Source organism: Spirosoma panaciterrae DSM 21099, from assembly GCF_000374025.1.
GTDB lineage: Bacteria > Bacteroidota > Bacteroidia > Cytophagales > Spirosomataceae > Spirosoma > Spirosoma panaciterrae.
Genome location: NZ_KB893184.1, coordinates 250,032 through 264,545, shown reverse-complemented (window position 1 = coordinate 264,545; position 14,514 = coordinate 250,032). Strand labels below are relative to the sequence as shown.

Annotated in this window: 11 protein-coding genes; 7 read left to right on the top strand and 4 right to left on the bottom strand. The window is 49.4% G+C overall.

Translation table 11 applies throughout. The features are described 5' to 3' along the window. Window positions 1–236: 236 nt before the first annotated feature. On the top strand, window positions 237–2,864 hold the full coding sequence (locus B153_RS0115265) for a TonB-dependent receptor (RefSeq protein ID WP_026262185.1): 2,628 nt from the start codon (window positions 237–239) through the stop codon (window positions 2,862–2,864). 181 nt (window positions 2,865–3,045) lie between these two features. Continuing rightward, window positions 3,046–3,639: a YceI family protein gene (locus tag B153_RS0115260; protein WP_020597598.1), complete on the top strand. Its 594-nt coding sequence runs from the start codon at window positions 3,046–3,048 to the stop codon at window positions 3,637–3,639. Window positions 3,640–3,736: 97 nt separating this feature from the next. On the opposite strand, the gene B153_RS0115255 is transcribed toward B153_RS0115260, so the two are convergent. Further along, on the bottom strand, window positions 3,737–3,973 hold the full coding sequence (locus tag B153_RS0115255; RefSeq protein ID WP_020597597.1) for a GlsB/YeaQ/YmgE family stress response membrane protein: 237 nt from the start codon (window positions 3,971–3,973) through the stop codon (window positions 3,737–3,739). Window positions 3,974–4,193: 220 nt separating this feature from the next. Here B153_RS0115255 and B153_RS0115250 point away from each other — a divergent pair, with 220 nt between their 5' ends. After that, the gene (locus tag B153_RS0115250) at window positions 4,194–7,253 is read left to right on the top strand and encodes a PVC-type heme-binding CxxCH protein (RefSeq protein WP_020597596.1); all 3,060 of its coding nucleotides are present in this window, start codon (window positions 4,194–4,196) and stop codon (window positions 7,251–7,253) included. A gap of 126 nt (window positions 7,254–7,379) precedes the next feature. Then, window positions 7,380–8,321, top strand: coding sequence for a hydroxypyruvate isomerase family protein (locus B153_RS0115245; RefSeq protein WP_026262183.1), 942 nt, complete (start codon window positions 7,380–7,382; stop codon window positions 8,319–8,321). A gap of 109 nt (window positions 8,322–8,430) precedes the next feature. Here the strand turns inward: B153_RS0115245 and B153_RS0115240 are convergent, their stop codons facing one another. Further along, window positions 8,431–8,739, bottom strand: a complete 309-nt coding sequence (locus B153_RS0115240) for an isoamylase early set domain-containing protein (RefSeq protein ID WP_020597594.1) — start codon at window positions 8,737–8,739, stop codon at window positions 8,431–8,433. A 287-nt stretch (window positions 8,740–9,026) separates the two neighbouring features. On the opposite strand from B153_RS0115240, the gene B153_RS0115235 reads away from it, so the two are divergent. Then, complete coding sequence (locus B153_RS0115235; RefSeq protein WP_020597593.1) at window positions 9,027–9,230, top strand: hypothetical protein; 204 nt, start codon at window positions 9,027–9,029, stop codon at window positions 9,228–9,230. Window positions 9,231–9,294: 64 nt separating this feature from the next. Here B153_RS0115235 and B153_RS0115230 read toward each other — a convergent pair whose 3' ends face one another. Together B153_RS0115230 and pnuC are read right to left on the bottom strand one after the other, a co-directional pair. Further along, window positions 9,295–10,269 (bottom strand): AAA family ATPase, encoded by a 975-nt coding sequence (locus B153_RS0115230; RefSeq protein WP_020597592.1) that lies wholly within the window; start codon window positions 10,267–10,269, stop codon window positions 9,295–9,297. Next, entirely contained in the window at window positions 10,266–10,937 is a 672-nt protein-coding gene (gene pnuC / locus B153_RS0115225; protein WP_020597591.1) for a nicotinamide riboside transporter PnuC, read from the bottom strand. Before pnuC ends, B153_RS0115230 begins: the two co-directional genes overlap by 4 nt. A gap of 78 nt (window positions 10,938–11,015) precedes the next feature. Here pnuC and B153_RS0115220 point away from each other — a divergent pair, with 78 nt between their 5' ends. Continuing rightward, entirely contained in the window at window positions 11,016–12,209 is a 1,194-nt protein-coding gene (locus B153_RS0115220; protein WP_026262182.1) for a Gfo/Idh/MocA family protein, read from the top strand. Between the two features lie 592 nt (window positions 12,210–12,801). After that, a complete protein-coding gene (locus tag B153_RS0115210; RefSeq protein ID WP_020597588.1) occupies window positions 12,802–14,505 on the top strand; it encodes an AMP-binding protein in 1,704 nt (567 codons plus the stop codon). The last annotated feature ends 9 nt before the right edge of the window (window positions 14,506–14,514 follow it).

Below are 14,514 nucleotides of genomic sequence, written 5' to 3'. Positions count from 1 at the left end.
CAAGTTGAGAAGAAAAACAGAATATCCAGCCCGCTAATCGTCACATTTACAGACTTCCCCGATAGTTTGGTCATTTTAACCGATGAATGGCCTGCTTTCGGGCTCCAGCCAGATCGACCGTCATTCATCGGCTAAAATGACCTTTCTGCCGACGTTCTCATTGCCTCGGTCTATTGCATTTTTTGAATTAAAACCGTCGCTATTGCTTTGCTTCGTCAATAATGACGTATACAACCATGAAAAAGCAATCCGTACGCTTATTAATAATGCTTGGGGTTTGGATGGGTCTGCTCCAAACAACCTATGCCCAGTTTGGCCCTCCGAGTGGCGGCCCCGGTGGCCCTGGCGGATTTAACCAGGACAACCGCCGTCAGAAAGCCGAGTTTACGGGCGTAACTGAAGAAACACCTAAAGGAAACGGAAAAATCAACGGTCTGCTGATCGACTCTACCTCTGGCAAACCTGTAGAATTTGCGACCATCGCCCTCATTAGCGTAAAAACCAACAAGCCTGTCGATGGCACTACATCGGATGCCAAAGGGGTCTTTTCCATGACCAAACTGGCTCCTGGCGATTATCGACTCCAATACTCCTTTATCGGCTATAAAAACCTGGATTCAAAACCCTTCACGATTGCCAAAGGCACCGAGATCAACATGGGTTCGGTGCGGCTCTCGGCCGACATTCGTACACTGAGCGAAGTGGTGGTAACGGGTCAGGCCGCCTTAATTGAAGAAAAAGTAGACCGACTGGTATTCAACGCCGATAAAGACATTGCCACGAAAGGCGGTGATGCGTCGGACGTTCTAAAACGTGTACCCATGCTTTCGGTCGATCTGGACGGGAATGTGAGCCTGCGGGGTAGTCAGAACATCCGGGTGCTGATCAACAACAAACCCTCTACGATTGTCGCGGCCAGTGTTGCCGATGCATTGAAGCAATTACCCGCCGACATGATTAAGTCGGTGGAAGTCATCACCAGCCCATCGGCTAAATATGATGCCGAAGGAGCCGCCGGGATTATCAACATCGTGACCAAAAAGAACACCTTGCACGGCCTGACACTGAACGTGGATGCCGGAGCCGGTTTGCGGGCGTCGAACCTGGGGCTGAACGGATCGTATCGGCAGGGCAAGTTAGGCATTACGCTGGGGGGATTTGGGCGAGCCATGTACAACCGAGCTTCTTCGACCCTCGATCAGACAACGTTGGTAGGTACCCAATACCAGAAAACCCACCAGGAGGGTACTGCTTTCGATAAACCACTTTTCGGCCAGTATAACCTCGGCTTCGACTACGACCTGGCTAAGAATCAGTCCCTCTCGGCCAACGTCCGGTTTGGCACCCGCAACTTTATTCAGCAACAAACCCAGTTGACCAATTCATCCATTGGCGATTCGCTATTGAGCTTAACCAATCGGGATGTCAACCGGAAAGACCTGTCGAATTCAGTCGATATGAACCTCGACTATATCCGCACCTTCAAACCCCAGCAGGAATGGAGCATTTCGACCCAGTACAGCCGCACGGGCCTGACCAATAATTTCTTCGCCGACATTATGAACGATGCCAACGTTCTGACCCGTCGGCAGCAGAATATCAACAACAACACCAATCAGGAATTAACCTTTCAGACCGACTACCAGACACCCGTAAAAAAGAACCAGTTGCTTGAATTTGGGGCTAAAGCCATCATGCGTACGGTCGATAGTCGCTTCAAATACCTGATTGGCGGTAGTACCGGCGAACTGGCGATTGATCCTTCCAATCAATCGGGTTCACTGGCTTATAATCAGAACATCGGAGCAGGCTATATCTCGTATACGTACGTAACCCCCAGCAAGTATACCTTCAAGATCGGTACGCGGTACGAATACACGGGTATTTCGGCCAAAGCCAATGAAAATACGCCACTGGCCATTCCCAACTATAGTAATCTGGTTCCCAGCATCAACGTATCGAAAAGCCTGAAAGGGGGCACTACCGTAAAGGCCGCTTACAACCGCCGGATTCAACGGCCCGGTCTGCAACAGTTGAACCCCAACCCGAACGCGGCTAACCCGCAGATGATTCAGGTCGGTAACCCGACCCTGAGCCCTGAGCTAACCGATAATGTCGAACTAAGCCTCAGTTCAACCATCAAAAAAGTTTATCTGAACGCGGCTGTTTTTGGTCGGTTAACGAATAATGCCATCACGCAGATCCGCATTCCATCCGATTCGCTGGCGGGCGGTATCATTACCACATTCCAGAATATCGGGGTTCAGCGCACGGTTGGCGCCAATGTGTTCTTCAACGCTAACCTGACACCAAAATGGAACGTCAACGGTGGCCTGGACGGTTATTATATGTACATGCAGGGCCTAACCCCCGGAGCCGATGGCAAGTCGATCACCATCAACAATTCGGGCGTAAGTATCGGTGGTCGGCTGATGAGCCAGCTACAACTCGACAAAGGCTGGAGCGCGCAGGTGTTCAGTTTCTTCCGGGGCCCTAGTCCGCAGTTGCAGGGAACAATGGGTAGTTTCTACATGTACTCGCTGGGGGTTCGGAAAGACCTGGCCAATAAGCGGGGGAGCATTGGCCTGGCGGCTGAGAATTTCGTGAGCGGGGGCGTAACCATGCGCACTACCCTGAACTCCCCCTTGCTTTCGCAGGAGAATGTTACACACTTATACAATTCTAACCTGAAAGTGACGTTTACGTATCGAATTGGTAAAATGACCTTCGAGCAACCCCGTCGGAAAGCTCGCTCGGTCAACAACGATGACGTGAAAGGTGGAGAAGGCGGCAACGAAGGCGGTGGTCAGCCCCAGCAGGCAGCACCCGCTGGTGGTCAGTCAGGTGGAGGGCGTCCTCGGTAAATTACCTGTTAAATCTACTTATACTGTGGGTAAATTAGAATCAGATTCTGTAGATTACCGATTATTATAAGGTTTTATACAAGCAACCTTTGCCCTGGTAGAGCCGTATGGTCAATTAAGTCAATACCTGTTTTGCTTTAACTTGTAGTTCCTGTTCACCTTAAATCTAGTTTTACAATCAATGAAAAAACAACTAAAATCTTTAGTACTGACAGCCGCTGCCCTGTTTGCTTTCTCAACTACCTACGCGCAAACCTGGGCGCTGGACAAAGCACATGCTAAAGTTGGCTTTACCGTTACCCACCTGATGCTATCGGAAGTAGATGGCTATTTCAAAACGTTCGACGCTAAAATTACAGCCGCTAAGCCCGACCTTTCGGATGCCGTTTTCGAATTCTCGACCGATATTAACAGCATCGACACAGGCAACGAACGGCGCGACGGCGACCTGAAAGGCGACCGATGGTTCGATGCGGCTAAATTCCCAACCATGTCGTTCAAGAGCACATCATTTAAGAAAGTAGCCGACAATAAGTACAAAGTCAGTGGCGACCTGACCATGCATGGGGTTACCAAGCCCGTTACCCTCGATGCTACGATGGTAGGTCCCAAACAAATGCCCGGTCGTGATGGAAAACCAGGCCCCGAAAAAGTAGGCTTCAAAATGACCGGACAAATAAAGCGTACCGATTTTGGCGTAGGCGGAGCGGGTGCTATGCCTGTAAGTGAAGAAGTGGAATTACGCGCTACGGGCGAGTTCACCAAGCAGTCGTAACGGACGCAATAAACTTAGACAATGAAGAAGCCGCTTTCCGGTGCTCTTTAAAGGGCATTGGAAAGCGGCTTCTTCGTTGTTTGCTACCCGGCACCTGTCAGAGCAAACGGCCCAGGAAAATAAGCACCACAGCGCCCCCTACCGCAATCAGCAGGTTCATCAACAGACCATCGTTGTCAGGATCGTTGCCCAGCTTCCGGGCAATAAATCCCCCGACAAATCCTCCAACTATACCCAGAATAACATTAATGTACCATGGATTATGACTTTCCATGATGCGGCTGGCAATATAACCTGCTATACCACCAAGCAGAATAGAATACAGAAAACCCATACGTTAAAGAATTTAGGTGAGATGCCATTCGGCACACAAGTGTACACAAAAGCGGCCAGAATGCTAGTATAGACAAATTAAATGCGCTATAGTCACAGTAACAATGGGTATAAATACCGTAAGAACGACTCTTTACCGTAGCAAAAAGACAATCTCTTCTTGGCATAAACACATGAATCGGTCATCCTCAGAGAACCTTCCTCTGTTTTCTCAACGAGCCATGCGTATCGCTGCCGCCAGCCTGATTATTGGCGGTACGTTTATCGGCGCTTTTCAGAATCGTAACCTCAACAGGGCCTCAGGATCGTACCTGAACAACCTGTTTGCTCAATTAAACGACGACGACAAACATGACCCTAAGTATGCCGTCGGGAGCCTGAATGTAGCCAACGGTCTTGAAGCAACGCTTTTTGCGGCCGAACCGATGCTCACCAATCCCACCAATATCGACGTTGATGCCCGTGGGCGTGTGTGGGTATGTGAAGCCTATAACTATCGACCCGCTATTAACGGCAACCCAACCCACAAAGAAGGGGACCGCATCGTTATTCTGGAAGATACGAATGGCGACGGGAAGGCTGACCTCACCAAAGTTTTTTATCAGGACCCCAGCATCGAATCGCCCCTCGGTATTTGGGTACAGGGCAATAAGGTCATCGTCTCCGACAGCCCGAATGTATGGGTACTCACCGACGAAAACGGCGACGACAAAGCCGATAAAAAAGAACTGCTTTTTACCGGCATCGGTGGCGAGCAGCACGACCATGGCATGCACACCTTCGTGTTTGGCCCCGATGGTAAGTGGTATTTCAACTTCGGCAATGAAGGTGGTCAGCTTCTCGATAAAGACAACAATGCCGTGGTGGATATTGCTACGGGCAAAACCATCAATAAACAAAATTTCAAACAGGGCATGGTGTTCCGCTGCGACCCTGACGGAAAAAACGTAGAGGTGCTGGGCCAGAATTTCCGTAATAACTATGAAATAGCGGTCGATTCGTATGGCACACTCTGGCAGTCGGACAACGACGATGATGGAAACAAGGGCGTTCGTATCAACTACGTCATGGAATATGGCAACTACGGCTATACCGACGAAATGACCGGCGCTGGCTGGCAAGCCAACCGCGACAACCTAGAACCCGAAATTCCGCGCCGACACTGGCACCTGAACGATCCGGGCGTGGTTCCTAATCTGCTCCAGACCGGGGCCGGTTCGCCTACGGGCATCCTTGTGTACGAAGGCAACCTGCTTCCCGAAACATTTCGGAATCAGGTTATTCACTGCGATGCCGGTCCAAACGTAGTGCGGTCGTATCCCGTACAAAAAGAGGGGGCTGGCTACAAAGCCCAGATTGTAAACATCCTGGAAGGGGCTCGCGATCAGTGGTTCCGCCCGGCCGATGTGTGCGTAGCTCCCGACGGATCGCTGATTATTGCCGACTGGTACGATCCGGGTGTAGGTGGGCATCAGGCAGGCGATCAGAACCGAGGTCGCGTGTACCGGGTAGCCCCTCCCAACTCCCCCTACACCATGCCCAAGGTCGATGTATCAACGACGGATGGCGCTATCGATGCCCTGCAAAGTCCGAATATGGCGATTCGCTATGCTGGTTGGCAAAAACTCCACAGCATGGGCGCTAAAGCTGAAAAATCCCTGGTTAAACTGTATAAATCATCGGCTAACCCACGGATGCAGGCGCGGGCGTTATGGTTACTGAGCCAACTGGACAACGGTAGGAAGTACATCGAAACAGCGCTGAAAAGCCCCAATCCAGACCTACGCATTACGGGGCTGCGAGCAGCTCGCGAACGGAAAACCGACATTATCCCCTACCTCAAACAGTTGGTCAACGATCCGGATACTCAGGTACGCCGGGAGTGTATCCTCGCGCTTCGTCGCAATACCTCGCCCGAGGCACCGGCGCTCTGGGCCCAGCTAGCCAGTCAATACGATGGCAACGACCGCTGGTATCTGGAAGCGTTGGGCATTGGTGCCGATGGCAACTGGGATAGCTACTATACTGCCTGGTTGAATCAGGTAAAGGGCGACCCAATCGCTAACGCAGCCGGGCGTGATATTGTCTGGCGGGCTCGTACTAAGGAGTCGGTTCCATTGCTGGCCAAACTGGCTGGCGACCCTACTGTACTGGTGAATCAGCGGCTTCGCTATTTCCGGGCATTCGATTTCAACCCCGGCGCAACTGAAAAATCTACGGCATTACTTGGTATTTTACAGACCAATAACGGCTCCACCGAAGTAACCAAATTAGCGTTGCGCCACCTGGACCCTGCTTTTGTACGCGATTCGCCTGTAGCAACGAATGCCCTTGCCAAATTAATCAACGATGTATACGGTACCCCTGAATACCTTGAACTGGTAACCCGCTTCGAACCCGTTTCTGAAAACAACCGTCTGAAACAACTGGCGCTGACCAAAGCCATGGATGGTATGGGCCGGGATGCAGCCCGTCAGTTGCTCAAACAGGGAGGAGCCCCACTGGTCTGGGACGTTTTGAACGGACCTGATGCCGAAGCCACAATGAATATGCTGATGGCTTTACGCCGAATCGGGAATAAGGAATCCATCAACATCCTGAAAACAGTCGCCCTGGATACTAAACGACCCGCTTCTGTTCGCAAAGAGGCCACCCGTTCGCTTGGAGGAAGCATGGAAGGCGCCGATCTGGTCCTGGACTTGCTCAAATCTGGTGCCATCACGGGCGATTACAAAAAAGCGGCTGCACAGGGCGTAAGCAACGATTGGCGGAAAAACATCCGTCAGCAGGCTGCCAGCTACCTCGACGGCGGACAGAGTGCCGAAGGTAAAAAACTGCCTGGTATTAATGAACTACTGGCCATGAAGGGCGACGCGGCAAAAGGCGTCAGCGTCTTCAAAAATAATTGTTCTATTTGCCATCAGGTTAACGGTGAAGGCATGGATTTTGGGCCGAAATTATCCGAAATCGGCTCTAAGTTGCCGAGAGAAGGGCAGTATCTGGCTATTTTACACCCCGATGCCGGTATCAGTTTTGGCTTTGAAGGCTGGGAGGTGAAGTTCAAAGACGGTAGCTCGATGACGGGAATCGTTTCCAGCAAAACCGAAACTGATCTGCAGATGAAATTTCCCGGTGGTGTAGTCCAGAATTACAAAATGGCCGATGTGGTTTCGATGAAGCAAATTGATTCGTCCATGATGCCATCGGGCCTTCAGGAAGCTATGAGTACGCAGGAATTAGTCGATTTGGTAGAATATTTAACCAGTTTGAAGAAAAAGTAACCGGGATTTAACGGATTCGTGGATTAATCTGATTTTGTTGATTTGCTTTCGCTGAAATGCTTCGAAGAAGCAAAAAACAAAATCTGTTTTCATCCATTAATCTGCTCAATCCAGGTTCAGATCATTATGCAACGACGCAATTTTGTAAAATCAACGTTGGGAGCAGCAGGCCTGGGGCTTACTGCTGCCGCCGAATCGGTAGCCGATAACTGGCACTCGCAGCCCGCTTTTCTGGCCAAGAACAATTTCAAGCTCAAGTATGCCCCTCATTTCGGCATGTTCGAAAACAGCGCGGGCAAAGACCCCATCGACCAGCTCAAATTTATGTCCGATATGGGTTTTACGGCGCTGGAAGATAATGGCATGATGGGCCGCGATGTGGCTTTGCAGGAAAAAATTGCTAAAGAGATGACCCGTCTGGGTATGACCATGGGCGTGTTTGTACTCGATAAAGGTGGCAATGGTCAGAATACGCTGGCCGCTGGAAAACCCGAATACATTGAAATTTTCCTGAATGGTTGCCGCAAAGCCGTTGAAACCGCCAAGCGAGTCAACGCTAAATTTACGACCGTTGTGCCCGGCGATTTCGAACGCAACTTACCCATTGGCATTCAGACCGGCCATGTCATCGACGCGCTGCGCCGAGGTGCCGACATTCTGGCTCCGGCGGGTTTGACGATGGTGCTCGAACCTCTCAGCGATACGCCCAACCTCTTCCTGCGTACCTCCGACCAGACCTACGAAATTTGCCGGGCCGTCAATAGCCCTGCCTGTAAGATTCTGTTCGACATTTATCATATGCAGAAAAACGAAGGGCACATTATTCCGCACATCAACTGGTGCTGGAGCGAAATCGGTTATTTCCAGATGGGCGATAATCCTGGCCGGAAGGAGCCGACCACGGGCGAAATCAACTACAAGAATATATTCAAGCACATTTACCAGAAGCAAAAGGCCGAAAACAAAGAGTTTATCTTTGGTATGGAGCATGGCAACTCGCAACCGGGTAAGGATGGCGAAATGGCCGTTATTAAAGCCTACGTAGAATCGGATAGCTTTACGGTGTAGGCTTTTTGTGCTTCTAAAGAAGGCAGAATTTCAACAAATTATAAAAGCAAACGGGTAATCAGGTCAATTATAAACCCTGATTACCCGTTTTCGTACGTAAATGTCTTTCTTAGAGAACAACGACCGAGTTCTCTTCACCGGCTACACCACTGGCTACGTATTTATCTGCAGCCCAATCGTTCGTCCATGTCGTGCCATCCAACACGTAGCGGAATTGGTACTCGCTACCTACGGGCAGTTCAACGGTTGTTTTATAAGAACCGTCTTTTTGCTTTTTCAGGGCCTGGGCGCTGATGTCCCATCCATTAAATTCACCGGCCAGGGCGACCGATTTTGCTCCATTGACGGCCTCAGCCGACAATTCAAACGTTACTTTCGCAATAGGTTTGCTTTTTAGAAATTGTTTGGCAACTGCCATAGAGGTACACTATTTGGTTTCAGTGCAAAATTATAGTACAAAATAAGTAATATCATAATTATCAGCACATTATAGGCAAAAATTCTTAAAATAATCTAATTATATGTAAGCTGCTTTATACTTTACAATCTAAGAAACGTACAATTTTCTTCAGACTTATACAAAGTCGATTCAGCCCCAATTACCAGCACACCATTAAACTGAAATTAAAATTTACTGCCAATAGGTTACCTTACTTACGAATCCGTATAAATGGCTAATTAACCATTCGAAATCTATTAAATCCTATGAAAAATTTCGTTAAATCAGCCTTGTTTGTAGCCGCTACGTTTTCGCTGGCCGTAGCTTGTCAATCGAAAAAAACGGAATCTGAACAGCCAGCATCCGATACCGCAACCGTCGTAGAAAGTGAAACCATCGTGAGAGGAGACAGCGCTGAAGTAATCACCGACTCAGCAAAAATTGTCATGCCTGATTCGACCAAAAAATAGATAGATCTAACCTTGATCCTGAAAAAGCTCCTGACTCCAGGAGCTTTTTCAGTTTATGCCTTTCTTACATCGGACTGGTGAGTAAGATGTCAATGCGTTTTTTACAGCTTACCAGTCGCTCATCATACCCTCCCCTGACCAGTTCGTACGCTATGTTACGACGTTCCAGAGCTTCCCGAAAACGGGCCAGCATTTCGGGTCGGCGATGGCGTTGATCACGCAGAGAATCGGCTACCCAGGGAACGTCGATATCCAGCAAAAGATATTGATCGTACTGCACCTGCTGCTCCAGTTCATACAATACAGGAGGTACATACTGGAAATAAATTTCCGAGTAAATCTGCGTGGTAATCAGATCGGTATCGCAGAACAGAATCCGATTAGCCAATCGCTCTGCCGCCTGCACCGCTTCGGTTTGCGCGTAGCCTATCTCAACAAGATCATCTACCGTAAACTGGTTGGACGTTAGAAACTGACGGGCCATTTCCGGTACAAATACCGTTTGAAAATTCGTTGCCAGTTGCTCAGCCAACGTTGTTTTTCCTACACTTTCCGGGCCGTACAGACAGACTTTCTTAACAAAATACGGTCGAACAACCTCTGGAATATAGGCCCAATACTGAGTCGGTTGCTGCCGGATCAATGTCGCTGAAACAGGCACTTGTTGCCGGGGAGGGTCGAAGGCAATATGAGTCAGTCCAGAATGATAAGCCAGCGGAATGGCATAGTCTTCCGACGAAAAAAAGACGCTCACAGCCGGAAACCGACGTTTGATGAACGCAGCCCAGAGTTTAGTAGCTTCCCAAAGTGGCAAGGTAGGGTCGTGGAAATCGTCGGATTCGGCCACAACCTCGATGGCTGGATAAGGGGCCAGTAATTCGGTCAGCCAGCGAAGCCGCAAATCGGGCGAAATCTCATCCTGAGAAGTAACGGTCATGGACACAATAAGCCGGTCGCATTGCCGTCGGGCAAACTCGATCAGCGCCAGATGTCCCTGATGTACTGGCATGAATTTGCCAAATACGAGCCCTGTTCTCATGATGCCATAGCCGTGTTGTAATTTCGGTATTCGCGGGTCCAGGTCCAGGCGCCAATAGCTGCCACAAAACAGAACACAAAATACTCAGCCCCAACGAATTTCACCCCTTTCACAAAGTACATGTAGGTCAAAAGTATATCGACCGCCAGCCAGACATACCAGCATTCGACGCGCTTTTCAATCATTAGAAACGTAGCCACAATACTCATAACCGTCGTAAATGAATCCAGATATGGAAAGGCGCTGGGCTTACTGAACAATACCGGAAACCACTCATGCAGATTACTCGCAAACGTACCGAGGATCACCGTAGCCATTACGCCTGAAACCGTCCAGACAATAAGCTGACGGCTCGGTATTCGGCTAATGCGGAGTTCCTGATGCTGATCGGCTTCATCCTGCCTGGGGTGCGTCCATCGCCACCACCCCTGTAAGTTGGTCACAAAGAAAAAGACCTGCAAAAACATATCAGGATAAAGCTGGATCTGGTAAAACAGAAAGAAAAAAAGCAACACGCTCACCGCCCCAATGGGCCAGCTCCAGACATGCGCCCGCGCCGAAAGCCAAACGGCCACTGCTCCGCTGGTGGCGCCAAAGAATTCCAGGTAACTCATGGGATAATCCCACACGGTAAAGAAAATAGATTCTATGTCAAAAAAATTGGGCATGTATCCAGTAATCAAATGGAGCTTCGCATCTTTATCGTTACGAAAGTACGCATTAACCTTTTACCCGAACTCTTACCTATGCAACGTATTGCCATGCTGGGGGGCGGCTTTATTGGCCGCTTCTACGCCGATTCCATTCATGGGCAACGCAGCCGCGACAAGGTGGTTGCGATCTATGCCCGCCGTCAGGAAACCGCCGACAAATTCAAAGCCGATTATGGCTGTAGCTTTGCATCGACCGATATGGAAGAGGTCATTGCGCATCCCGATGTGGACATGGTTTGTATCGCTCTACCGAACAACATCCACGAAACCGCCGTCAATCTTTGCGCCAAGCATAAAAAATCCGTCGTCTGTACCAAACCCCTCGGCCGCACGGGCGAAGAAGCCCTGCGGATGATGAAAACGGTAGAAGAAGCGGGCATCTTTGCCGGTTATCTGGAAGACCTTTGCTACACACCCAAATTTCTGAAAGCGTTGGATAGCGTCAAAAATGGCGCATTGGGCCGTATTCTTTGGGCTAAATCGCGCGAAACCCATCCCGGCCCGCACTCCGACTGGTTCTGGGACAAAGAGCAGGCTGGGGGCGGCTGTATGCTCGACCTGGGTTGCCATTGCGTCGAAATCTCCCGAAACTTTATTGGTAAAGACGTAAAACCCGTTGAGGTGATGTGTTGGGCGGCCACCCAGGTAAAACCCATCGAAGCCGAAGACCATGCCATAGCGCTGGTGAAGTACGAGAACGGGGCCATTGGTCAGTTTGAAGTAAGCTGGACGTTCCGGGGCGGTATGGACCTGCGCGACGAAGTGATGGGCACCGAAGGCACCATCTGGATCAACAACTTCCTGCGCACGGGTTTTGAGATGTTTTCGACCGGGAAAGGGGCCGATTATGTAGCCGAAAAAGCTGAATCGAACACGGGGTGGCTATTTCCAGTTGGCGACGAGGTAAATGATCTGGGCTATAACCATATGTTTACGGACATGTTCTCTGCGCAGGAAGAAGGGCGTACCCCCGCCGAAACCTTCTACGATGGCTACATTGTGAATGCCGTTCTGGATGCTGCTTATAAATCAGCCGAAACCAAACAATGGGAAAAAGTAGTCCTTCCAGTATGGCGTGGCCAGGAGGGTCTCAAACCCGAATCCACCCTGGTAGACTACGATGCTGACCACTATCTGATCAAACAGGAGATGACCCACGATGGTCGAAACAAGCTGATTTTAAAAGAAAAAGCCAGCGGCAAAATCATCGAACGGGATGTCGTTTAATGCCTGAGAGACTCATCACTTTCAGAAAATTCCCCAAACGAAAGAGAAAGAGAATATTCCATGGCCTTTGTGACTCGGTGGTGACAAAAATTATTGGAAATCCTGTTTTTTTGAAATTATTATTTATCTTGCAAGGGATGCACAAAATAAAAACGCCGGACTCATCTGCGTTCCGGCGTTTCGGCATTCTTTTCTTAACTTAAACGCTTATGGGGCGTCAATTGAATGACGCATTTTCCTGACTAATGTTGCATTTTAACATTACTGTTGTACAAATGGTCAAATAAATGTACAAGCGGTCAAACAAAAAACGCTGGACCTCAGGGCTCCGGCGTTTTTTGTTTGAATAATCTGCCCGAACCCCATCCTAATAGAACAATTTCTTTAAATTTGTGTACAGAGCGGAGAAAATCGAACATACGTTTGCGGCTCGCTAGTTAAGACAATTAGCCGTCCCAACCTGAGAGAAGCCTACAGCGAGACTTATCCGTTTAATTCAACGGATTGTATTCATAAAGCAGCCATTTACAAATTACCACTCTATCAAAACAAACTGAGCAAATACCTTTGCTTTTAAACCTGTCATTTCTACATGAATACGCAATCAGCTATTGACCGATACCCCTGGCGACGCTTTTATCCGAAAGAAGTCCCCTACGAAATTAACCCTGATGCCTATACGTCGTTGGTGGCTCTGTTTGAAGAAGGGTGCCAGCAGTTTGCCAACCGTCCGGCTTATGCCTGTATGGGCAAGCAAATTACCTTTGGCGAACTCAACGAATTGGCCACCCAATTTGCGTCCTTTTTGCAAAATGGCCTTCATCTTCAAAAGGGAGACCGGCTGGCCATTCAGATGCCCAATACCCTGCAATATCCAGTGGCGATGTTTGGAGCACTAAAGGCTGGACTGATCGTAGTCAACACAAATCCGTTGTATACTCCTCGCGAGATGCAACACCAGTTTAAGGATTCGGGTGCTAAAGCCATTGTAATTCTGGCCAACTTCGCCAGCAATCTGGAGAAAATTATTGACCGTACCGATATTCAGCATGTGATCGTTACACAGCTTGGCGATTTACTGGGCTTCCCCAAGAAGCAGATCGTTAATGCGGTGGTTAAATACGTCAAAAAGCTTGTACCCGCCTACAAACTTCCTGATGCCATCTCGTTCAACGACGCGCTGAGTCAGGGAAGCAAACAGCCGCTGAAACCCGTAACGATCCAAAATACCGACCTGGCCTTTGTGCAATACACGGGCGGCACAACGGGCGTCTCGAAAGGCGCCATGCTCACGCATCGGAACATTATCGCGAATGTGGAATGTCAGCATTACTGGATGAAACCCGGCCATATCCCGGATGGCGAAGGCATTATTGTGGCAGCCCTACCCCTCTATCACGTATACGCACTGACAACCAATGCTTTAGCCGCATTAAAGAGCGGAGCGATGAACCTACTGATCACCAACCCTCGCGATCTGAATGCGTTTATCGACGATTTAAAGAAATACAAGATTACGGCCTTTACCGGCGTCAACACCCTGTATAATGGCCTGCTAAATCACCCGCGCATCAGCGAGGTTGATTTCAGCCACTTAAAGGTTACCTCAGCAGGCGGTATGGCTCTTCAGACAGCCGTAGCCGAACGCTGGGCCAAACTAACTGGCAATACGCCCTGCGAAGGATATGGCCTCACCGAAACCTCACCCGTGCTTAGCTCCAATCCGGTCGATGGAACTGTACGGGTCGGTACCATTGGTATTCCCTGGCCCAGCACCGACATGAAAGTGATCCGGGAAGACGGCACCGATGCGCCTGTCGGCGAACCCGGCGAAATCGTAGCCCGTGGCCCACAGGTGTTTAAAGGCTATTACAATCGACCCGAAGAAACCGCCAAATCGATGCTGGGCGACTGGTTTAAAACAGGTGATGTGGCCGTGATGAATGAAGATGGTTTCTTCAAGATCGTTGACCGTAAAAAAGACATGATTCTGGTATCAGGGTTCAACGTCTACCCAAACGAAATTGAGGATGTAGTAGCACAATGCCCTGGTGTACTGGAGGTTGCCTGTATCGGCATTCCAGATGAAAAATCAACGGAGGTCGTTAAAATTTTCGTTGTCAAAAAAGATCCCAACCTCACTGCCGACGCCATCAAAGCGTTCTGCCGCGAAAACTTAACCCCTTATAAAGTGCCCCGCGTAATTGAGTTCCGAAACGAACTGCCCAAATCGAACGTGGGTAAAATTCTTCGTCGCCCGCTACGCGACGAAGAACTAGCCAAACTGAAAAAGTAAAGCGTGTTT